Origin of the sequence: Kouleothrix sp., assembly GCF_046328425.1 — a bacterium.
Classification (GTDB): domain Bacteria; phylum Chloroflexota; class Chloroflexia; order Chloroflexales; family Roseiflexaceae; genus Kouleothrix.
In genome coordinates this window covers 1-21,653 of sequence record NZ_JAXLWP010000045.1, presented here as the reverse complement: position 1 = coordinate 21,653, position 21,653 = coordinate 1, and the positions used below count along the sequence as shown (strand labels likewise).

Here is a 21,653-nt window from a genome sequence, read left to right as displayed (position 1 = left end):
GTGGTTGATCTTCTGTGTCCATTTTCCGCGCTCCGCGCGGAAAATGGACACGATACGGATACGCCTCGGGCCAGCGCGGCGCCTGCCCGCGCCACGAAGCATGCGCCACCAGCGGAGAAGGGGCGCACGATGCGCGCCCTACGGGAGAGGCCGTGCCAGCATCAATGCCGTACGCGCATGCCTCAAGGGCGAACCATCACCTGTGCCCGCGCCACGAGGCATGCGCCACCAGCGGAGAAGGCGCGCACGATGCGCGCCCTACGGGAGAGGCCGTGCCAGCATCAACGCCGTACGCGCATGCCTTGCGGGGCACAATACCGCGTCGGTTTGCCACAAGGCATGCGCCACCGGCGTAGCGTCAGAGACAGCATTCCCTATGGGGTCTGGGGCAAAGCCCCAGCGGGGGAGTGCAGAGGGCGGACGCCCGCCCTCTGCCGCAGGGCACGGGGGCGCGTAGCCCCCGTAAGCCCTCTGCCGCAGGGCACGGGGCCGCGCAGCCCCCGTAAGCCCTCTCGCAGGGCACGGGGCCGCGCAGGCCCCGAGTACAGGCGCGCAGCCCCCGAGTACAGGCGCGCCCTTCACACAAGGCCGTGCCAGCATCAACGCCGGTACGCGCATGCCTCAAGGGCAAACCATCACCTGTGCCCGCGCCCTGAGGCATGCGCCACCGGCGCGGCTCGCTGCGGCGGCCTGCTTTCTCACAAACTTGCGCACCCCGCAGTCGCCGGCGAAGCCGCTACAGCCGGTAGAAGCGGCGCGCGTTCTCGGCCCACAGCTTGCGCGCGTCGGCCTCGGGCCAGCCCGCCACGAGCGCGCCGAGCGTGTCGACCCAGCGGCGGTACTCGCTGGCCAGCAGCACCACCGGCCAATCGCCGCCGAAGGCCACGCGCTCGGGGCCAAACACGCCAAGCGCGTGGCGCAGGTACGGCGCGAGCTGCGCCTCGGTCCAGCCCTGGTGATCGGCCTCGGTCACCGCGCCGCTGATCTTGCAGATCACATTCGGCAGCGCGGCCAGCTCGGCCATCTGCGCCTGCCAGGGCTCGCGCAGGCCCGCAGCGATCGCCGGCTTGCCGATGTGGTCGAGGATGAACTGCACCTCGGGGCACTGCCGCACCAGCTCGATCGTCGCGGCGAGCTGCGGGTGGCGGATGCAGAGATCGCACGTCAGCCCGTACTCGGCCAGCAGCCGCGTGCCGCGCACAAAGCCCGGCCGCAGGCAGAAATCTACGTCGGGCTCGTCCTGCACGATCCGGCGCACGCCCTTCACCAGCGGCGAGATCCGCACCAGCGCGTCGAGGTACGACCGCGCGCAGTCGCCGTCCTCGAGCGGCGCCCAGGCCACGATCGCGCGCAGCCGCTCGTCGTGGCGCGCCAGCTCGGCCACGAACTGCGCCTCGAGCAGCGCGTAGGCCGGCTGTACCTCAACCTGCAAATACACCATCGCCTCGATCGGCAGGCCGGCGGTGTGCTCGCGGTACTCGGCCAGCAGGTACGGCCGATCCAGCAGGCTTTTGCCGTCGAGCCAGGGCATGCGAAAGCGCGCCGGGTCCCACAGGTGCACGTGGGCGTCGACGATCGGAACATGTGGCATACGTTGCCTCCATTCGAACTGCGAATGCGCGAATAGGGTGCGGCGGCAGAGCGCGCGATGCGCGCTAGGCCTTGCGCGTCTTGCGGCCGTAGGCCAGCTCGGCCCCGCCGGTGAGCAGGTGGTCGACGCCGGTGGTAAAGGTGGCCTCGGCGGCCAGGAACAGGCACAGCGCGCCGGCCTCGTCGGGCGTGCCCATGCGCCCAAGCAGCTGTGCGGCGTCGCCGTCGGCGCGGGCGCGGGCCGGGTCGTCGGCGGCGTCGATCGCCTCCTGCCACAGCGGCGTGAAGATATTGCCGGGCGACACGGCGTTCACGCGCACGTCGTGAGCGGCCTCGTCGATCGCCAGCGCCTTGGTGAGCGCGATCACCGCGCCCTTGGTGGCCACGTAGGTGGTGGCGTGCAGCTGGCCCATGCTGCCCACCAGGCTGCCGATATTAATGATATTGCCGTGGGTTTTGCGCAGGTAGGGCAGCGCGGCGCGCGCGGCAGCGAACACGCTCACCAGGTTTAGGTCGAGCAGCGCGCGGAACTCGTCGGCCGAGAAGTCGTCGATCGGCCGGTGCGGCGGGTGCCAGCCGGCGTTGTTGATCAGGCAGTCGATCTGCCCGTACCACGCCACCGTCTGCGCGACCAGGTGCTCGATATCGGCCACCCGCGAGACATCGCACTGCACGAAGCGCGCGGTGCCCGGCCCGCGCGCGCTCAGCTCGGCGGCCATCGCGTCGCCCTCGCCGGCGTGCTGCGAGCAGAACACCACCCGCGCGCCGGCGCCGACAAACGCGCGCACGCAGCCCGCCCCGATCCCCTTCGTCCCGCCGGTGATGATCGCAACCTTGTGTTCGTAGCGCATACTCGATCTTTCTGCTCGGCGCATATGCCGCGCTTCGCCCGCGGCAGCACGGTACTCGGAGCGTGGGGAAAGCGCACACCGTGCGGCGAAGGGCGCTGCACAGGCTCGCCAGCGCCAGCGATTGACATCGCCCCGATTGCACGCTATGGTATACCCACGCAGAAAAGGACGCAAGAAAAGCGAGGCCCGCGATGATTACCCCCGTGGTGGCGCAGCAGCTCAAGGACGCCGGCCTCGTATGGGAGCCGGCCGAGCGCGACCTGTTCGTGATGCCCGAGCACAACCTCGACGGCCAGATCTTCGTGGTGAGCGCGCTGCCGGCGCTGGTGCAGAACTTCGGCGGCCAGCAGACGATCACGTTTCACGGCAGCATTGAGTGGGCGCTCGACTACGTAGTGCTGTCCGAGGCGGTGTGGCTGCCCACTGAGTCGCAGCTGCGCGAGCGGCTGGCGGCCGCGATCGGGCCCGACGCGCCGCTGCGCCTCGAGCGCCTGGCCGCGGGCTACCGGCTGCAGCTTGCGCTTGGCGCCGAGCTGGCCGAGTTCGAGGATGCCAGCGCGGAGGGCTGCTATGCGCTCGGGCTGCTTGCTGTGCTTGCGGGCTGAGCCGGGCGCCCCCGTGCCCCTGCGAGGGCGTTTGGGGGCTGCGCGCCTTCCTTCCCTCGTAAGGGCTTTCGGCGGCTACGCGCCCCCGCACCCCGCGGCAGGAGGCCCCCGCCGGCCTCCTGCACCTCCGCGCTGGGGCGAGGCCCCAGACCCCATAATGAATGCCGTCGCCGCCACAACGATGGTGGCGCATGCCTCGTGGCGCGGATACGGGTGATGGTTGGCCCTTGAGGCATGAGCGCCTGACGTTGCCGCTGGCACGGCCTTCTTCCCTGTGGCGGCGCGCACGATGCGCGCCCTACATTGGGCAATGCGCTCACTCGCTCTCTGCTCCAACGCTCCAACGCTCTCGCGACGATGGTGGCGCATGCCTGGTGGCGCGGATACGGGTGATGGTTGGCCACGAGGCATGAGCGCCTGACGTTGCCACTGGCACGGCCTCTCCCGTAGGGCGCGCATCGTGCGCGCCTCGTGCTCGCCTCTGCGAGGGCGTTCGAGGGCTGCGCGCCTTCCTTCCCTCGTAAGGACTTTCGGGGGCTACGCGCCCCGCACCCCGCGCAAAGGGCGACCGCCCGCCCTCTGCACTCCCGCGTCACCCAAGGGGTACCCGGCTTCGCCCCAGACCCCAGAATGAATGCCGTCGCCGCTACAACGATGGTGGCGCATGCCTGGTGGCGCGGATACGGGTGATGGTTGGCCACGAGGCATGAGCGCCTGACGTTGCCACTGGCACGGCCTCTCCCGTAGGGCGCGCATCGTGCGCGCCTCGTGCTCGCCTCTGCGAGGGCGTTCGAGGGCTGCGCGCCTTCCTTCCCTCGTAAGGGCTTTCGGGGGCTACGCGCCCCCGCACCCCGCGCAAAGGGCGACCGCCCGCCCTCTGCACTCCCGCGCTGGGGCGAGGCCCCAGACCCCAGAATGAATGCCGTCGCCGCTACAACGATGGTGGCGCATGCCTGCGGTGCGGGTACGGGTGATGGTTGGCCCTTGAGGCATGAGCGTACGGCGTTGATGCTGGCATGGCCTTCTTCCCTGTGGCGGCGCGCACGATGCGCGCCCTACATTGGGCAATGCGCTCACTCGCTCTCCGCTCTCCGCTCTCCGCTCTCCGATCCAACGCTAGCCCTTCACGGCGCCCACGAGCAGGCCGCGCGCGATGTAGCGCTCCAGGGCGATCGCCATTCCGATTACCGGCAGGATCATAATCAGGATCACCACCGACATATACCACCACTGCGGCCCGCGCGTGCCGCTCTGGCCCGCCACCAGCAGCGGCATGGTCTGCACCTTCGACGACGACAAAAATAGCGCCAGCAGGTACTCATTCCACGCGAACACCAGGATGAACAGAAACGTCGCGACCAGCCCCGGCAGCGAGAGCGGCAGCACGATCGACCAGAATGTGCGGTAGCGCGAGGCGCCGTCGATCGCCGCGCACTCCTCAAGCTCGATCGGGATCGACTGGAAGTAGTCGCGCATGAGCCACACCACGATCGGCAGGTTCGCCGCCACGTAGCTGATGATCAGCGCCTGGTAGGTATCGAGCCAGCCCAGCCGCTGAAACAGCACGTAGATCGGGATCACCACCGCTACCGGCGGCATCATGCGTTGCGAGATCATCCAGAAGGCGATGTCGCTGTTGCCCAGCGCGCGCCGGAAGCGCCGCCCGATCGTCTGCGTCAGCAGCAAAAACACCGCGATCGCCGCCACGACGATCAGCTGCCACGGCGCGCCATACCAGATCGCCAGCGCCGCCAGCGCCACGCAGCCGATGAACAGCCCCACCACGCCTAGCCGCGGCCGGTAGGTGAAGCGCACCAGCGCGTACGCCGCCGCCGTGCCCAGCAGCAGCGCGAGCACCGCGCTCCACAGCGCCACGAACACAGTGTTGAAGTATGGCCGCAGCGTGTCGTTGCGCACGTCGACAAAGATGTAGCGCCAGTTATCGAGCTTGGGCACGAAGTCGACCCACGGAATATAGAACGGGCCGTTGTCGACATCGCCCGGCAGCTTAAACGAGGTGATCAGCAGCCAGTACAGCGGGAACAGCACCACGATCGCCCAGAACACCAGCAGCGCGTACGATACCACCGCGCCCGCCGGCGAGGGCCGGAACACCGAGCGGCGTTGCAGAAATCGCTGCATCTTAGGCCTCCTCTGTGTTCGGCTGGCGCACCAGGTTGACAAACGCGGTGCCTACCACCGTTACCAGCACCAGCAGCAGAAACGCCACCGCCGCCGAGCCGCCCAGGTCCTGCGTGCGCCAGGCAATAAACGAGTGCAGCGTCAGCGACTCGGTGGCGGTGCCGGGGCCGCCGCCAGTGAGGATGTTCGGCAGGTCGACGATCTTGAACGCCTCGATCATGCGGATCAGGATCAGCGTGGTGCTCACCGGCAGAATAGCCGGCAGGGTAATGTAGCGAAAGATCTGCCGGCGCGTGGCGCCGTCTACCAGCGCGGCCTCGACCGGCTCGACCGACTGGCCCTCGAGCGCGGCCAGCAGCACAATGAACATAAACGGCGTCCACTGCCAGATATCGCCGATCAGCACGGCGCCGCGCGCGCCCCACGGGTCGCTCACCCACGAGAAACCGCTCATGCCCAGCAGATCCCAGATCGGCTTGAGCGGGCCTTTGTTTGTGTCGGTGAGCATGCGGAACATGTACGCGATGCCCACCGGGGTGATCATCATCGGCAGCAGAAACACCACCCGGAAAAAGCGCCGGCCGTACAGCTGCTGCGAGCACAGCAGCGCCAGCCCCAGGCCCAGCAGGTACTGCACAACCAGGCCCACCACCACGTACACCAGCGTGACCATCAGCGTGCCGGGGCGCGCGCCTGGCGCGAATGCCTGCACCACCAGCCACGCCAGCCCGCCGCCCACCAGCGCGCCAAACAGCCGCCCCGCCAGCCCGCCGACCGTCACGGCGCGGCCGCGCAGGTAGCGCGCGAGGCCGTAGATCAGCAGGCCGGCGACAGCCGCCAGCACCAGCCAGCCGAGCGGCCCGGGCGGCTTCAGCGCGCCAAAGAAGTGCGTCTGCTCGCTGCCAAAGAGCAGCTTGCGATAGTTCAGCCAGCCGACAAACTTGATCTCAAAGCCGCCCTTCACTAGCTGAAAGCGCGACAGCGAGAGGTAGGCCGAGATAATCAGCGGGAAGATCGAGAGCAGCAGCATCACCAGCACGGCCGGCCAGATGAAGACTGCGTTTGCCATGCGCTCGGCGCGCGAGGCGTGCATCATGAAACGTGAGGTCGCGTGGGGCGTGATGTCGGGCTGAGGCTGCTCGAGGGCATCGGGTTGCGCGTCCATGGTTTCTCCGCCAATCCAACGAACCAGGCGCCGGGGGCCAGGCGATTGTGGTCGCTCATTTCCGGCTCCTAGACCCGTCGGCTATTTCTGCACGCCCAGCGTGGCCTTATACGCCGCCAGCTGCGCGTCGCGGCCGAGCTCGTCGGTCTTCTCTTCCCACTTGTCGTTGATCTCTTTGATCGTCGCCTCCAGGTCGCTCTCGCCGGCCAGGAACTTCGAGACCGCCGTGTCGAGCACCACGCCCTGGTAGTTCTGGTTCTGCGGGATGCGCAGGTCGAGCACCATGTTCGGGCTCTGCAGGCTGGCCTGGATCGCGCTCAGGTAGTTCTTCGCCGCGTCCTGGCTCATCCCGGCCTTGATCCAGTTGTCGAGGTTGGTGAACTGCGACGTGCGGTATGGGTTGAAGCCGGTGGCGCCGACCGTCACGTCGACATTCGACTGTGCCGCCTGGTTGACATACGAGAGGTAGGCGTAGGCGGCGTCTTTCTTCTTGGCGTCGATCGCCGTGTTGATGCCGCCCGACCAGCCGCCGAATGCCGCGAACGGCGCGTGGTTCACACCCTTGTCGTCGGCGTAGGGGCAGGTGGTCTTGTCGCACTTCACCAGCTTGCCGGTCGCGCGGTCGACTACCGAGTCCGAGCCGGGCAGAATGATCGCGCCGGTCTTGTCGACGACCTTCGAGTCCTTGGCGATCGCCAGCGTGCCGATGTCGCCCCAGTCGAGCGTGAGCCCGCACTGGCCGGAGGTCCACAGGCCGCGCGTGTCGCCTACGTCGAGGTTGATCTCGTTGGGCGGGCCGAACTGGTTTGTGGCCTTGTAGATCTCCAGCGCCTTGCGGAAGCCTTCGTTATCGATCAGCGGCTTCATGTTGTCGGTGTTGAAGAAGGTGCCCTGGCTGGTGCCCTGGCTCTGGATGTAGGCCGAGGCGATCGAGGTGATAAACCAGTAGGCCTGCGCGTTGCGCTTTTTCGAGATGCACGAGCCGTACACATCTTTGCCGTCGGCGGTCTTGAGCTTTTTGTCGCTGATCGCCTTGGCGTCGGCCACGTACTCGTCCCAGGTGTTTGGCGGGGTGAGGCCCAGGTCTTTAAAGATGTCGGTGCGATAGTAGGCCATGTGGAAGTCGCCGTCGAGCGGAATGGTGTAGATCTTGCCGCCAAAGGTGGCGCTGAAGTCGCGGAAGAACGGCCCGATATCGTCCCACTGGATGTCTTTATCGGCCTTGATCCGGTCGTCGAGCGGCTCCAGGTAGCCGGGGCTCACGTAGTCGGCCATCCACTGCGGCGCGAACACGTACACGTCGAAGGCGTTGGTCTTGGTGCTGAGGTCGGTCAGGATCTTCTGGTACAGGTCGGCAAACGGCACGGTGGTGACGTTGACCTTGGCCCCAGTTTTTTCGGAGAACTCTTTGCCGCGGCGCTGCAGCGGCTCGGCGATCTGCGGGCCGGTAAAGGTCAGCACGTTGATCTCGACGTCTTTGAAGTCGCCGCCGGCCGCAGCGGGCGCGGCGGTGGGCGCGGGCGCGGCGGTAGCCTCGGGCGCGGCGGTGGGCGCGGGCGCAGCAGTGGGCGCGGGCGCGGCGGTAGCCGCAGGCGCGGCGGGCGCGGCGGTGGGTGCGGGCGCGGCCGGCGCGCCGCCGCCACAGGCGGTGAGCACAAACGCCAGCACAAGCATCAAAGCGAACAGGGAGCCTGCAGGTACGTGTTTGCCACTTCGCACAAATTACCTCCTCGTAGGCTGATTTCGCAGTGAACGACGCCGGGGTTGATCTGGGCCGTACCTCCTTCCTTGCCCTGTAAACGAGCATAGCAAAGCCAACGCGCGGCAAACTGTTCGCCGGCATTCGGCTGCGCATACGAGCTTATGCAAGCACGCCACGGCTCAGGGCTGTACGTGCATACGGCCTGACGCGCTGCGGTAAACTACCGACACAATAAAAGATAGGTCGTGGTAACGCTACCATTCTATCATCGCCTGTTCCCATCTGTCAATACGGTTTTTTACTTGACCAGCCAAAAAAGCTGCGCTACAATGTGCGCACACAGTGTTATCGTTATCACGAACAGCCTCGGCGCTGGTACGCGCCCGGTTCGGAGCGAGCCTCGGCTGGCGGTACGCCCCTCGACTGTTTTGCTCCGGCGTTTGCCGGGCAGCACGCATCCGCTTCGGCAAAAACACCAGCGCCGTCCGTGCACCTCGTGGACGTTGCAAAAGCAGAGCGATACCATGGCCGTCACGATCAATGAAGTGGCCGAGCACGCTGGCGTCTCGCCAATGACGGTCTCGCGCGTCATCAACGGCAGCCAGCGCGTGCGCGCCGAGACGCGCACGCGCGTCGAGCAGGCAATCGCCGAGCTTGGCTATGTGCCCAACAGCCTGGCGCGCGGCCTTTCGCGCCAGAAAGCCGGCACGCTGGCGCTGATTGTGCCGGACGTGGCCAACCCATTTTTCACGCTGATCGTGCGCGGCGCCGAGAATGTCGCCCGCCGCGCCGGCTATCGCGTGATCCTGTGCAACACCGAGAGCGATCTCGAGCGCGAGCACGAGTATGTTCAGGAAATGCTGGCCCACCGCGTCGAGGGTATTCTGATCGCCCCGGCCAACGACCGGTCGCTGCGCCACATGCGCATCATCCAGCGCCACGGCGTGCCGTTTGTGCTGCTCGACCGCGCCGTGGCGGGTATGGAGTGCGACCTGGTGCAGGGCGACAGCGTCGGCTCGGCGCGGCAGCTGGTCGAGCACCTGGTGCGGCTGGGGCATAGCCGCATCGCACTGCTCGGCGGCGAGCCCGAGATCTCTACCACGCGCGACCGCGTGCAGGGCTATCGCCAGGGGCTGCAGGGCGCCGGGCTGGCGTGGGATCCGGCGCTCGAGATCCACTCGCGCTACGAGATCACCGGCGGCTACCAGGCCGCGCAGCGCATGCTCGAGCTGCCTACCCTGCCGACGGCGCTGCTGGCGGTGAACAATGTGGTGGCGGTGGGGGTGGTGCTGGCGCTGCGCGAGCGCGGGCTCGAGGTGCCGCGCGATTTCGCGCTCGCGTGCTTCGACGATATCGAGTACGCCTCGCTGCTGTTTCCGTTTCTTACCGCTATGGTGCAGCCCGCCGAAAGCTTTGGCACGCTGGCCACGCAGCTGCTGCTCGACCGCATCGACGGCCGCGGCAGCGAGCAGCGCCGCCATGTCGTGCTGGCGTCCGAGCTGATCGTGCGGGCCTCGTGCGGCTCGAACCGCGTGGCGATGCCGTCGCTTGCGCAGTACTGAGCGCCGGGCTCACTCGCCGATCAGCAGGTACGGCTCCTCGATGCGCTCCTTCAGGAAGCGCAAGAACTTCGCTGCCGGCGCCCCGTCGGTCACGCGGTGGTCGAACGCCAGGCTGAGCGACCACATGCTGCGTGGCACCACCTGGCCGTCGCGCACCACCGGCTTCTCGACGATCCGGCCAAGGCCGAGGATGGCAGCCTCGGGCAGGTTGATGATCGGCGTGAACGCGTCTACGTCGGTGGCGCTCAGGTCGCTGATCGTAAACGTGCCGCCGCTCAGGTCGGCCGGGCGAATGCGGTTGTGCTTGATCTGGTCGAGCAGGTCGGTCATGCGCGCGCCCAGCTCGCGCAGCGTCGCCCGGTCGGCGTCGTGCAGCACCGGCACGATCAGGCCGCGCTCGCTGTCGACGGCCATGCCGATGTTGACGCGCGCCAGCCGCTCAATCGCGTCGCCGGCGACGCGCGCGTTCAGGTACGGGTACTTGCGCAGCCCCGCGGCGGCGATCTTGGCGACGACGTGGCTGTAGGCCGGCGGGAAGCCCCACTCCTGGCGCACGCGCGCGCGCAGCCGGTGCATCACCGCTACAAACTCGGTCGCGTCGACTTCGGTGAACAGCGTGACGCGCGCGGTGGCCTGGGCGCTGGCGAGCATGCGCCCGGCGATCACGCCGCGTACGCCGGCAAGCGGCACTCGCTCGATCACCTCGCCCGCAGTGTCGCTGGGGGCGGCCGGCGGCGGCGCGGCCACAGCCTGGGCCTGCTGCTGCTCGGCCAGGTACGCGCGCACGTCGCGCTCGACCACGCGCCGGCCGCCATCGCCGCTTGGCCGCACCAGCGCCAGGTCGACGCCGTGGGTTGCGGCGACATTGCGCGCGCGCGGCGACACGAACCGGCGCGCCGGGGCTGCGGGCGTGCCGATCGGCGGCGCAGGATCGGCTGCCGGCGCGGGCTGCGCGTCTGCCGCGCTTTCGCGGATCGTCGCCGGCTTGGCGCCGCCGGCCGGCCAGCGGTCGTCGGCCGCGCCAATCAGCGCCACAACCGTCAGCACCGGCAGCTGCTGGCCCGGCTGAAACGGGCCGGCGCGCAGGTAGCCTTTGGCCGTGGCCTCGATCGCAAAGATCGCCTTGTCGGTCTCGACCTCGAGAACCTCCTGGCCGGGCTCCAGCGCGGCGCCGTCGGGCTGCAGCCAGCGCACCAGCGTCACCTGCTCGACAGTCTGGCCCAGCTGGGGGATAAACAGCTCTTTTGGCATAGTGGCCTCTATAGCGTCTTGCGGCAGGCGGCGACGATCCGCGCAACGTTGGGGATGGCCAGGTCCTCGAGCACCTCGGCGCGCGGCACCGGCACGTTTGCGGCGGCCACGCGCTGCATTGGCGCGTCGAGGTAGTCGAACGCGCGCTCGTTTACCTGCGCGAGCACCTCGTTGATAAAGCTGCTGTTCTCGTAGGCCTCGGTCACGCCCACCAGCCGGCCGGTCTTGCGCACCGACTCGAGCACCGTGTCGATGTCGAGCGGCTTCAGCGTGCGCAGGTCGACGACCTCGGCCTCGATGCCCTCGCGCGCCAGTAGCTCGGCGGCCTCGATCGCGCGCAGCACCATGCGGGAGTACGTCACGATCGTGACATCGCGGCCGGCGCGCTTGATGTCGGCCACGCCCAGCGGTATCACGTACTCTTCTTCCGGCACCGGGCCTTTTTCTTTATAGAGCATCTTGTGCTCGATAAACATCACCGGGTTGTCGTCGCGGATGGCGGCCTTCAGCAGCCCCTTGGCGTCGTAGGCCGTGGCCGGCATCACCACATACAGGCCGGGGAAGTGCGTCCACAGGCTTTCGAGGCTCTGCGAGTGGTGCGCGGCGATTGCGCGGCCGGCGCCGCCCTCGGTTCGCACCACCAGCGGCACGCTGGTCTTCCCGCCGAACATGTAGCGGTTCTTGGCGCCCTGGTTGGCCAGCTGGTCCATGGTCAGCGGCGTGAAGTCGACATACATCACCTCGGTCACCGGGCGCATGCCGGCCATGGCCGCGCCCACGCCTGCGCCGGCGATCGTCGCCTCGGAGATCGGCGTGTCGATCACGCGCCAGGGGCCGAACTCGTCGAGCAGGCCGCGGGTCGCGCCGTAGGCCCCGCCGTACAGCCCAATATCCTCGCCGAGCAGAAACACGCGCGCATCGCGCTGCATCTCCTCGCGCATGGCCTCGGTAAGCGCCTGGGCGTAGCTGATCTGGCGCATCGACGCGTCGCCGCGCACCCGCTCGCGCAGCGCGCGCTCGGCCGCGATGTCGGCGGCGCTGTGCTGCAGCGGCGCGTACACGTCGGTCTCAAGCTCGCTCGGGTCGGGCTCGGGCGAGGCTTCGGCGAACGCCAGCGCGGCGGCCAGCTTGGCGTCGGCGGCGTGCTCAAGCGCGGTCAGGTCGGCCTCGGAAAGCAGGCGCAGCCCGGCCATGCGCGCCGCGAAGGCCTTGATCGGGTCGCGCGCGCGCCAGGCGGCCTCTTCCTCGCGCGTGCGGTAGGCCCGCGGGTCGGAGTGCGAGTGCCCGTAGAAGCGGTAGGTCTTGGCCTCGATCAGCGTCGGGCCGTGGCCGCGCCGGGCGCGCTCGACCGCCCGCGCGGTGGCGCTGCGCACCGCCAGCACGTCCATGCCGTCGACTACCTCGCCGGGGATGTCGTAGGCCAGCGCGCGGTCGGCTACGTTCTGGCGCTTGCTCATCTTCGGCCAGGGCTCGCTCATGGCATACAGGTTGTTCTCGCACACGAAAATCACCGGCAGATCCCAGATGCTGGCCATGTTCAGCGCCTCGTGGAAGTTGCCGGTGTTGGCCGCGCCGTCGCCAAAAAAGCACAGCACCACCCGGTCGCTGCCGGCGATCTTCTGGGCGAGCGCCGCGCCAACCGCCACCGGGATGTTGCCGGCGACGATGCCGGTGGCGCCGAGGTTGCCGTGCGCCACGTCGGCGATGTGCATCGAGCCGCCCTTGCCCTTGCAGTAGCCGCCAGCCTTGCCCAGCACCTCGGCCATCATCTGGTTGTAGTGCGCCTGGCGCGCGGCCTCGCTGGCGGCGGCGCTGTCGCCGTGGGCGTGGGCGTGGCCGTGGCCGCGGTGCGTGCTGGTGATGTAGTCGTCGGCGCGGAGCGCGCCGATCGCGCCAACCGCCACGGCCTCCTGCCCGGCGTACAGGTGCGAGGCGCCCTTCAGCACCGCGCGCCCCAGCAGGTCGGCGATGGCGTTCTCGAGCGCGCGGATCTCGAGCATCTGGCGCATGTAGCCGAGCAGCTCGTCGCGCGTGAGCGCCTGATCCTCGATCAGCGCCGAAAACGATTCAATTGCAAGGTCGCTCGTCATCGCGATCTCCAGCTTTTTGCGAGGCGCAAACACACGGTGGATGCAGGCCCCTCACCGCTCGGCGTTTAGGGGCATCCGGGGCGCGCTTGCCCAGAACACAAACCAGCCTTTGCAAACAGCCCCTTAGCCGAATGGGGCATCATACCGATACGATGCGCATAGACGCGGCAAACGGCGCCAAGCCGGGGTGGCCGGCCGGCGCGTCGGTTACCAGCACGTCGACCTGGCTGGCCGGCGCGAACGCGGCCGCGCCCACCTGGCCAAGCTTGGTGGCGTCGAGCAGCGCCACCACCGAGCGGCACGCGCCAACCAGCGCGCGCTTCACCTCCGCCTCGGCCGGGCTGACATCCGTGAGGCCGGCGTCGGGCGCGAGGCCGTGCGCGCCAAAGAAGCCATGCCCGATCGTGTAGCGCCGCAGCGGGCCTAGCCCGTCGTGCCCCACCAGCGAGCGCGAGCCGCGCCGCAGCATGCCGCCCAGCAGCACCACCGCGATCTGCGGCGCCTCGAATAGCTCGTCGACGACCGCCAGGCTGTTGGTCAGGATCGTCAGCTCGCGCTGGTCGCGCAGCGCCCGCGCCAGCTCCAGCGCGGTGCTGCTGGTGTCGAGCACGATCGCCTCGCCCGGGCATACCAGCGCGGCGGCGGCGCGGCCGATCCGCTGCTTCGCGTCGGGCTGCTGGTGGCGCCGCGCGTCGAACGAGAGCTCGCGGCTCGCCCGCTCGATCAGCACCGCCCCGCCGTGCGTGCGCGCCAGCAGGCCCTGCTCGGCCAGCGCGCGCAGGTCGGCGCGGATCGTCGCGCCCGAGACGGCGTAGCGCTGGCTGAGATCGTCGACGGTTACGCGCCCTTCGGCGCGCGCAAGCTCGGCGATGCCGCGCCGGCGCTCTTCAAGAAATATTTCATTTGCTTTCATGTGCTTTCATTTTAGATCAGCCTGCCCGCGCCGTCAATCGGGCATGCAAGCGAGCTAGGGTGATGTCAAAGTCCGTTGGGCGCTGCCCAATATCCCACTTTGCGGCTTGGCGGCAAAGCCGCCAAACCACACGACAAAAAAATATGTTTGGGGCGGCTTCGCCGCCATACGCATTAAGCGTAGTAGACAAGGACAGCTCTTGTGGTATGGTTGTTGTCGCCAAACCACAACCAAACACCGACAGGAGCCGCCCTGATGACGACTATACCACAGCTGGCCGCCACGCTTGCGGCGGTGTTGACCGAGGAAGCCGACCGTGCCGGCCGCCAGACCGGCTTTGTTCAGCGCTCGGACGCCAAACTGACCGGCAGTGTGTTCGTGCAAACGCTCGTGTTTGGCCTCGGTGCCGACCCGCAGGCGAGCTTGAGCGCCCTGACGCAGACGAGTGCCGCCTTGGGCGTAACCATCTCGCCCGAAGCCTTGCATCAGCGGTTTGACCGAACCGCCGCCACCTGTCTGGAACACGTGCTCGGGGCTGCGATTGGCGAGGTGCTGTGTGCTGACCCACTCAGCTTGCCCATCCTCGACCGCTTCGCCGAGGTGGTGGTGCAAGATAGTACCACGATCGCCTTGCCCGAGGCGCTCGCTGCGGTCTGGACCGGCTGCGGTAATGGCACGCCCGACGCCGGCAACGCGGCGCTAAGCTCCAGGTCGCCCTCGACCTGCGCACGGGCGCTTGCGCGGCCCGACCCTGCACGATGGCCGCGAGTCGGATGCTCGCCACCCTGCATCACGATCTGCCGCAGGGCGCGGTCCGGCTGGTGGATTTGGGCTATTTTGACCTCGCCCTGCTGGCGGAGTTGGACGCGCGGGGCGTGTCCTGGTTCTCGCGCATGCAGGCACTGACCAGCCTGCAAACGGACGATGGACGCTGGTGGCGCCTGCACGACCTGCTGGCCGCCATGCCCGAGGCAACGCTCGATCTGCCGGTGCGGCTGGGGCGGGAGGCGCAGGTGCGGGCGCGCTTGCTGGCAGTGCGGCACCGCAGGAGGTGGTCGACCAGCGCCGCCGCCGCTTGCGGGAGGAAGCCAAAGCGCAGGGCCAGATGGTCAGCGCGCTGCGCTTGGCCTTGGCGGCGTGGAGCGTGTTTGTGACCACCATCCCGCCGGACGGACTGACCGTGACGGAGGCGCTGGTGCTGGCGCGGGCGCGCTGGCAGATCGAACTGCTGTTTAAGCTGTGGAAAAGCCACGGGCAGATTGATCTGGTACGGGACGTGCAGCCGTGGCGGGTGCTGTGAATTGTGGACGCTTGCTCAATCAAATTGTGCAGCATTGGCTGCTGCTCGTGAGCGGGTGATGCGCCCGCACGGAGTTGGGGCAAAGCGGCACAGACAATTCGTACGCATTGGATCGCGCTGGCAACGGCGATGGGGCAGCCCGCACGGCTGCGGGACGCGCTGACGACGCTGGCACGCTGTATTCAAGCAGGCTGCCGCAAGAACCGACGCAGGAAACATCCGTGTACCTTCCAGCGGTTTTTGATGAGTACCGATAGCTGTGTGGCGTAAGCTTAATGCGCATGGGGGGCGGCTTCGCCGCCCCCCATGCCCCCACCGAAGCGACTTTGCCGTCGCTCTGCAAGCAGGCCAGCGCGCGCGCAGCTGGAACTTTTGCAACGGTGTAGCCGTCTGAGTCAATATTCACTCAAATGTGGCGTCGATTATGTGCGCCGCGACGTTGCAGCTGCTGCTATAATCCTTACAAGGGGTCGCTTTACCGTAGGAGAACATATGCGCCGCTTTGCCTCGCTCTTTTTGCTGGCCGCGCTGCTGCTGTCTGCCTGTAGCACCAGCCCCAGCCCGCCCGATAGCACTCCCCAGCCGAGCGATAGCACCCCGATCGCACCGGAGCCGACCAGCGATGCCGGCGGCGACAATGGCAAGGTTACGATCTCGTTTGCCGCGTGGGACTACGAGCGCCAGATCTACGAGCCGCTGGCGAAGAAGTTCAGCGAAGAGAACCCGAACATCGAAGTGGTGATCGTGCCGCTCGACGACCTGATGAATGTTTCGGGGCCGAATGTCGATTACTCTTCGTTCGCGCAGCTGCGCCGCGTCGTGGCCGGGGCCGACACCGCGCCCTCCTCGACGGTCGCGCCCGAGACGCTTGGCAGCAGCCTGATGCTCGACCTGACGCCGCATATGGACGCCGACAGCAGCTTCAAGCGCGACGACTTCTACCCCGGCGCGCTTGAGCAGTATACGATCAAGGGCGCGCTGCGCGTGCTGCCGCGCTATGTGAATGTGCAGCTGCTGAGCTACAACAAAGATCTGTTCAAGAACGCCGGCATCCCCGAGCCGAAGCTCGGCTGGAGCTGGAACGACCTGCTGGGCATCGCCGAGCAGATGGCGAAGAAAAATGGCAGCAAGGTCGATACCTATGGCTTTCTCGACTCCAGCGGCAGTTTTGTGCCGTTTGTGGCGCTGCTGAAGGAGCAGGGCATCGACCTACTGACCGCCGACGCCAGCAAGTTCAAGATCGATCGCCCCGAGATCGCCGATGCGCTCAAGCGCCTGCGCGGCCTGGTGGACAGCGGCGCGCTGTTCCGGCCGCAGTACGCCCCGCCGGTTGACGGTGGCAAAGAGCCGCAAAACCAGGTCGACCCGGCCCAGCTGATCCGCGATGGCAAGGCGGCGATCTGGGCGCAGGAGTTCTACGGGGTTGGCCCTGGCCCACGCCCGGTCGACGTGGCCGGCCCGAATGGCGGCGGCGGCCCCACCGATACATCACTGCCGTTTGAGGTTGGCTCGGTGCCCTACCCCAGCTCGTCGTTCAACTTCTACAGCGGCGTCGACGGCTATATCGTCAGCGCTGGCACCGCGCACCCGGCCGAATCCTGGAAGTGGATCGAGTTCCTCTCGCGCCAGCAGACCGACCAGCCTTCCGGCGGTGCGCCGATCTACAACCAGCCCGGCCGCATCCCCGCGCGCCAGAGCATCGCCGAGCAGAACGGCTTCTGGAAGAACATCGACGCCCAGTCCGCCGAGGCGTATAAGTGGGCGCTGGCGCACCCCGCGCCGCCGCTCGAGCGCAGCCCCGACCAGTACCTGTTCGGCGCGTTTGGCCAGGCGATCGAGTCGGCGCTCGGCGCCGAGAAGAAGGATCCGGCCAAGGCGCTGCAAGAGGCGCAGAAGCAGCTCGACCAGCAGCTGGCCGACGCGCAGCTCACGCCCACCGCCACGCCCGACCTGAGCCCGGTGGCGGTAGCCACGCCCGAGCCGCAGGTGGCGCCCGAGGGAGCCACCACGATCAAGTTCTCGTCGTTCGCCTACAACCCGGCCGACCTGCGCAGGATCGCGCGTAGCTTCCGCGACCAGCGGCCCGATATCTTCGTCGACGTGCGCTCGACCGATGTGTTCACGCAGGGCCCCACGCTCAGCCAGCTCGCCAAAACCAGCGACTGCTTCGCGTGGTACTCGCCGCCGCAAACCGACGACGATTTCAAGGGCCTGCTCGATCTGCAGCCGCTGTTCGACGCCGACGCCAGCTTCCCGCAGAGCGACTACTCGTCGGCGCTGCTGGCGCCCTACCAGCGCAACGGCTCGCTCTACGGCCTGCCCTACGCCGCGACACTGCGCACGCTCAACTACAACAAAACCGCCTTCGACGCGGCAGGCATCCGCACGCCAAGCGCCGAGTGGAAGCCCGACGACTTCCTGGCGGCGGCCCAGGCGCTCACCAAGGGCGACGGCGACAAAAAGCAGTTCGGCTATGTGCCGCTGGGTGGCCCGCAGCAAGATCTGTTCTTCTTCATCAGCCAGTTCGGCGCGCAGCTGGTGAACGGCAGCGGCCAGGACGCGCGGCCGAACTTCGACGACCCCAAGACCGTGCAGGCCATCCAGTGGTACCTCGACCTGTCGAGCGTGCATAAGGTGATGCCGACGCTGAAGTTCCCGTACCAGCGCGACGACAACTTCAACGACCAGTCGTACGAGTACGTGCAGAACGGCCGCGCCGGCATGTGGTTCGACCAGGGCTACGGTATGTTCGGCGGCCCCAATGGCGGTGGCGGCGGGCAAGGCCAGCAGTTCGAGGTCGGCATCGCGCCACTGCCGATCGGCGGCGGCGGCCTGCGCGCCGGCGACATGTACCTGCGCGGCCTGCACATCTCGGCGCAGTCGCAGCAGCAGCAGGCATGCTGGGAGTGGCTCAAGTTCCTCTCGGCCGACGTGACCAACCTGCAGGGCGCTATCCCGGCGCGCAAGTCGATCATCAGCGGCGATGCCTTCAAGGCGCAGGCCTCGCCCGACGTGCTGGCGCTCGTCAAGGCCTACGGCGACGTATTCAACCGTTCGTCGGCGCAGGCCAGCCAGGGCAGCGACCCCAGCCAGATCTATAATATCGACACCTACTGGTTCTTCAAGGCGCTGAGCGAGGCGCTCGACAAAAAAGCCACGCTCGCCGCCGGCCTGGCCGAGGCACAGAAGAACAGCGTCGCCTGGCTCGACTGCATGGCCAAGACGCCGAACAAGCCGGCCACCTGCGCCCAGCAGGTCGATCCGAAGTACAACGGCTACAACGTCGAAGACCCGCCGGCCGACGGGAGCGGCCCCAAGGGCTAGGGCCGGGCATCTGTATACAATACCAGCGCTTCAGAGGAAACAACCATGAAACGGATACTTGCGGCTTTACTGCTGGCGCTGCTGCCGCTGCTGGCCGCCTGCGGCGGCGCGCCGGCCACCGGCCAGCAGGAAGCGCCAACGCCGACGCCGCTGCCGCCCGACCCGGCCTTCGAGCGGCCAACCTTCACCGTCAAGCGCGACGCGATCGACCGCCTGCTCGAGATCAACGGCCGCGTCACGCCGGTCGACCTGACGCAGCTCTCGTTCAAGCGCGAGGGCCGCGTGAATAGCGTGGCCTTCAAGCGCGGCGACGTGGTGAAGCAGGGCGACCTGATCGCCGAGCTGCAGCAGGACGAGCAGGTCGACGAGCTGCGCCAGGCCGAGGACTCGCTGGTGCAGGCCAAGCGCGACCTCGACAACGCCAAGAAGGCCCAGGACAAGAAGATCAAGCAGGCCGAGATCGACGTGCAGCAGGCCAAAGACGACCTCGCGCTGGTGCTGCCCGGCGGCGAGAACGACCCGATTCGCAAGGCCCAGCAGGATCTCGAGGCCGCCCAGCGCGACGCGCGCGACACCGGCACCTCGGGCTCGGAGGGCAAAACCTCCGCCGAGTATAGCCTGCTCAAGGCCACCGAGGCGCTGCAAGATCAGCAGACGGCCTACACCAAGGCGTACTGGGACAACGACTGGGCGCAGCGCTATGGCACCGACCCCAAGCAGCCCAAGATCGTCGACCCCAACACCGGCAAGGAGGTTCCGAACAAGCTCACCGACGAGCAAAAGGAAGCCTACAAGACCGCGCTGACCCAGGCCGATCGCTCGCTGCGCGACGCCGAGCGCGCCGTTCAGGCCGCCCAGCGCGACCTCGACAAGGCGCGCGAGGGCGAGGTGACGAAGAACGACGAGGCCAGCCAGAAGGTCGCCGAGGCCCAGCGCAAGCTCAACAGCCTGCTGCAGGGCAACGGCAACAAAGACCTGATCGAGGCCCAGCGCAAGGTCGAGGCCGCCCAGCTGGCGCTCGACGAGGCCAAGACCGAAAGCTTCAACTCCGAGCTGAAGGCCGTGGAGAACGCCCAGCGCGCGCTTGAGAAAGCCAAGAAGAAGGTCGACGACGGCCGGATCGTAGCGCCGCAGAACGGCGAGCTGCTGGCGCTCAGCATCAGCGAGGGCGACAGCGCCACCGCGTTCGATCCGGTGGTCGAGATCGCCGACCCGAGCAAGCTCGAGGTGGCGGCTGAGCTTGGCCCCGAGCAGATGAAGCAGCTCTCCGAAGGCCAGCCGGCCCAGCTGGCGCTGCTCTCGCGGCCCGACGTGACGCTGCCCTCGGTGATACGCCAGATGCCCGCGCCCTACGGCTCGGGCGGCAGCGGCACCGTCGAGGAGCGCGACCGCACCACGCGCTTCACGCTGCTCGATCTCAAGGGCCAGCAGGTCGAGGCCGGCGTCACGATCGTCAAGATCCGCATCGTGCTCGAGCACAAAGACAACGTGCTCTGGCTGCCGCCCGAGGCCATCCGCTCGTTCGAGGGCCGGCGCTTCGTGGTGGTGCGCGAGGGCGAGCGCGAGCGCCGCGTAACGATCAAAACCGGCATCGAGACCGACGACAAGGTCGAGATCGTCGAAGGCTTAAAACAAGGCGACGTGGTCGTCGGGCAGTAGTGCCTCGATTGTCATTGCAAGGGCGCGATATATCGCGCCCCCCAACTATTATATGAATCTACTCTGGACAACCCTCTCGGTGCTTACCACTGCGCTGAAGCGGCTGCGCGCCAACTTCGGCCTTGCGCTGTGCGCGATCGTCGCCCTGCTGGCGGCGGTGGCGCTGGCGGTGAGCGTGCCGACGTACGCCGAGGGCGCGAGCCTGCGGCTGCTCAAGAGCACGCTGGCCAAGCAAGAGCAGCAGACCAACCGCTCGGCGTTCGCGCTGCTGTTCCGCTACCTGGGCTCGAGCAAAGGCTCGCTCGAGTGGGATCGCGTGGCCCCGGCCGACGCGTTCATCAGCGGGCCAGGGCTGGCGCGGCTCGACCTGCCGCTGCAGGGGCTGGCGCGCCACGTGCGCACCGACCCGCTGCGCATGCTGCTGCCGCCCTCGTCGGGCGCGGCCAACCCGTTTCTCAAGAACGTGACGCTGGGCTTCATCAGCGGCATGGATCAGCAGATCAAGATCGTCGACGGCGCCGCACCGCGCAAGTACAGCGCCGCGATCAAGCCAGGCGTCGCGCCCGTCGAGGTGCTGATCATGCGCGACCTGGCCGACGAGATCGGCATCAACACCGGCGACCAGTTCTCGCTCGTCGGGACGATCGGCGGCAAGGTCGCGGCGATTCCGATCAAGGTGAGCGGGCTGTGGGCGCCGGTGAGCGCGGCCGACCCGGCGTGGTTTTACCCGCCCAGCGCGCTGAAGGACGTGGTGCTGGTGCCCGAGGCTACCTTCACCGGCCCGGTGGCGGCCTACCTGAAGAACGAAGTCGGGCTGGCGCTGTGGTTCGCGCGCCTGAACGGCGCGAACCTCTCGGCCGCGCAGGCCGCGCCGCTGCTGGCGCGTATCGACGGCCTGAGCGCGCAGGCCGCCGGGCTGGTGGCGGGGCTGAAGCTCGAGCAAAGCCCGCGCGACGCGCTGCTGCGCTACCGCCAGGAGGCCCAGGCGCTGACGCTGCAGCTATTTGTGTTCAGCGCGCCGATCCTCGCCCTGGTGCTGTACTTCGCCGGGCTGGTGGCCGCGCTGCTGGTGAACCGCCAGCGCGGCGAGATCGCGCTGCTCAAGACACGCGGCGTGCGCGACGTGCAGATCCTGGGCGTGTACATCGTCGAGTGGCTGCTGATGGGCGCGCTGGCGCTGGCGGCCGGGCCATGGCTTGGCCTGCTGTTCGCGCGGTTCATGGGCAGCACGCGCTCGTTCCTGCAGCTCACCGCCGACGCGCCCGAGCTGCCGCTGGCGCTCACCTGGGAAAGCCTGCGCTTTGGCGTGGCCGCCGTGGCCCTGGCGCTGCTGGCCGCGCTGCTGCCGGCGTTTGTGGCCGCGCGCCGCACCCTTGTCGACGAGCAGCAGCAGGCCGCGCGTACGCTGCGCGCGCCCTTCTGGCAGCGCTTTTTCCTCGACATCATGCTGCTGGTGCCGGCGATCTACGGCATCTACCAGCTGCGCCGCTCGGGCGGGT

The 21,653-nt window shown here is 67.9% G+C and carries 15 protein-coding genes; 7 read left to right on the top strand and 8 right to left on the bottom strand.

Going from position 1 to position 21,653, the window contains the following annotated elements; translation table 11 throughout:
- Positions 1 to 736: 736 nt before the first annotated feature.
- Positions 737 to 1,591, bottom strand: a complete 855-nt coding sequence (locus tag U0177_RS27740) for an amidohydrolase family protein (protein ID WP_409573933.1) — start codon at positions 1,589 to 1,591, stop codon at positions 737 to 739.
- A 64-nt stretch (positions 1,592 to 1,655) separates the two neighbouring features.
- Complete coding sequence (locus U0177_RS27735) at positions 1,656 to 2,441, bottom strand: SDR family oxidoreductase (protein ID WP_409573932.1); 786 nt, start codon at positions 2,439 to 2,441, stop codon at positions 1,656 to 1,658.
- A 191-nt stretch (positions 2,442 to 2,632) separates the two neighbouring features.
- Between U0177_RS27735 and U0177_RS27730 the strand changes: the two genes are divergently transcribed.
- Positions 2,633 to 3,046 (top strand): pilus assembly protein CpaE, encoded by a 414-nt coding sequence (locus U0177_RS27730; RefSeq protein WP_409573931.1) that lies wholly within the window; start codon positions 2,633 to 2,635, stop codon positions 3,044 to 3,046.
- A 1,116-nt stretch (positions 3,047 to 4,162) separates the two neighbouring features.
- Here U0177_RS27730 and U0177_RS27725 read toward each other — a convergent pair.
- From U0177_RS27725 to U0177_RS27715, 3 genes are all read right to left on the bottom strand, one after another.
- A complete protein-coding gene (locus U0177_RS27725) occupies positions 4,163 to 5,188 on the bottom strand; it encodes a carbohydrate ABC transporter permease (RefSeq protein WP_409573930.1) in 1,026 nt (341 codons plus the stop codon).
- A 1-nt stretch (position 5,189) separates the two neighbouring features.
- Positions 5,190 to 6,353 carry a carbohydrate ABC transporter permease gene (locus U0177_RS27720; RefSeq protein ID WP_409573929.1) on the bottom strand — a complete coding sequence of 388 codons (1,164 nt, stop codon included), beginning with the start codon at positions 6,351 to 6,353 and terminating at the stop codon, positions 5,190 to 5,192.
- Between the two features lie 81 nt (positions 6,354 to 6,434).
- Positions 6,435 to 8,027 (bottom strand): ABC transporter substrate-binding protein, encoded by a 1,593-nt coding sequence (locus U0177_RS27715; RefSeq protein WP_409573949.1) that lies wholly within the window; start codon positions 8,025 to 8,027, stop codon positions 6,435 to 6,437.
- Between the two features lie 552 nt (positions 8,028 to 8,579).
- Between U0177_RS27715 and U0177_RS27710 the strand changes: the two genes are divergently transcribed.
- Complete coding sequence (locus tag U0177_RS27710) at positions 8,580 to 9,617, top strand: LacI family DNA-binding transcriptional regulator (protein WP_409573928.1); 1,038 nt, start codon at positions 8,580 to 8,582, stop codon at positions 9,615 to 9,617.
- A gap of 9 nt (positions 9,618 to 9,626) precedes the next feature.
- On the opposite strand, the gene U0177_RS27705 is transcribed toward U0177_RS27710, so the two are convergent.
- The 3 genes from U0177_RS27705 to U0177_RS27695 all read right to left on the bottom strand — a co-directional run bounded on the left by U0177_RS27705 (position 9,627) and on the right by U0177_RS27695 (position 13,871).
- A complete protein-coding gene (locus tag U0177_RS27705; protein WP_409573927.1) occupies positions 9,627 to 10,868 on the bottom strand; it encodes a dihydrolipoamide acetyltransferase family protein in 1,242 nt (413 codons plus the stop codon).
- A gap of 8 nt (positions 10,869 to 10,876) precedes the next feature.
- Positions 10,877 to 12,958, bottom strand: a complete 2,082-nt coding sequence (locus U0177_RS27700; RefSeq protein WP_409573926.1) for a pyruvate dehydrogenase complex E1 component subunit beta — start codon at positions 12,956 to 12,958, stop codon at positions 10,877 to 10,879.
- Between the two features lie 139 nt (positions 12,959 to 13,097).
- Positions 13,098 to 13,871, bottom strand: a complete 774-nt coding sequence (locus U0177_RS27695; RefSeq protein ID WP_409573925.1) for a DeoR/GlpR family DNA-binding transcription regulator — start codon at positions 13,869 to 13,871, stop codon at positions 13,098 to 13,100.
- Between the two features lie 722 nt (positions 13,872 to 14,593).
- Here U0177_RS27695 and U0177_RS27690 point away from each other — a divergent pair.
- The 5 genes from U0177_RS27690 to U0177_RS27670 form a co-directional block, all read left to right on the top strand.
- A complete protein-coding gene (locus tag U0177_RS27690) occupies positions 14,594 to 15,025 on the top strand; it encodes a hypothetical protein (protein ID WP_409573948.1) in 432 nt (143 codons plus the stop codon).
- Positions 14,923 to 15,171 carry a transposase gene (locus tag U0177_RS27685; RefSeq protein WP_409573924.1) on the top strand — a complete coding sequence of 83 codons (249 nt, stop codon included), beginning with the start codon at positions 14,923 to 14,925 and terminating at the stop codon, positions 15,169 to 15,171. Before U0177_RS27690 ends, U0177_RS27685 begins: the two co-directional genes overlap by 103 nt.
- Positions 15,172 to 15,663: 492 nt before the next feature.
- Entirely contained in the window at positions 15,664 to 18,495 is a 2,832-nt protein-coding gene (locus U0177_RS27680) for an extracellular solute-binding protein (RefSeq protein WP_409573923.1), read from the top strand.
- Positions 18,496 to 18,540: 45 nt separating this feature from the next.
- Entirely contained in the window at positions 18,541 to 20,154 is a 1,614-nt protein-coding gene (locus U0177_RS27675; protein WP_409573922.1) for an efflux RND transporter periplasmic adaptor subunit, read from the top strand.
- A 52-nt stretch (positions 20,155 to 20,206) separates the two neighbouring features.
- Positions 20,207 to 21,653, top strand: a 1,447-nt coding sequence (locus U0177_RS27670) for an FtsX-like permease family protein (protein ID WP_409573921.1), incomplete at its 3' end; no start/stop codon positions are given.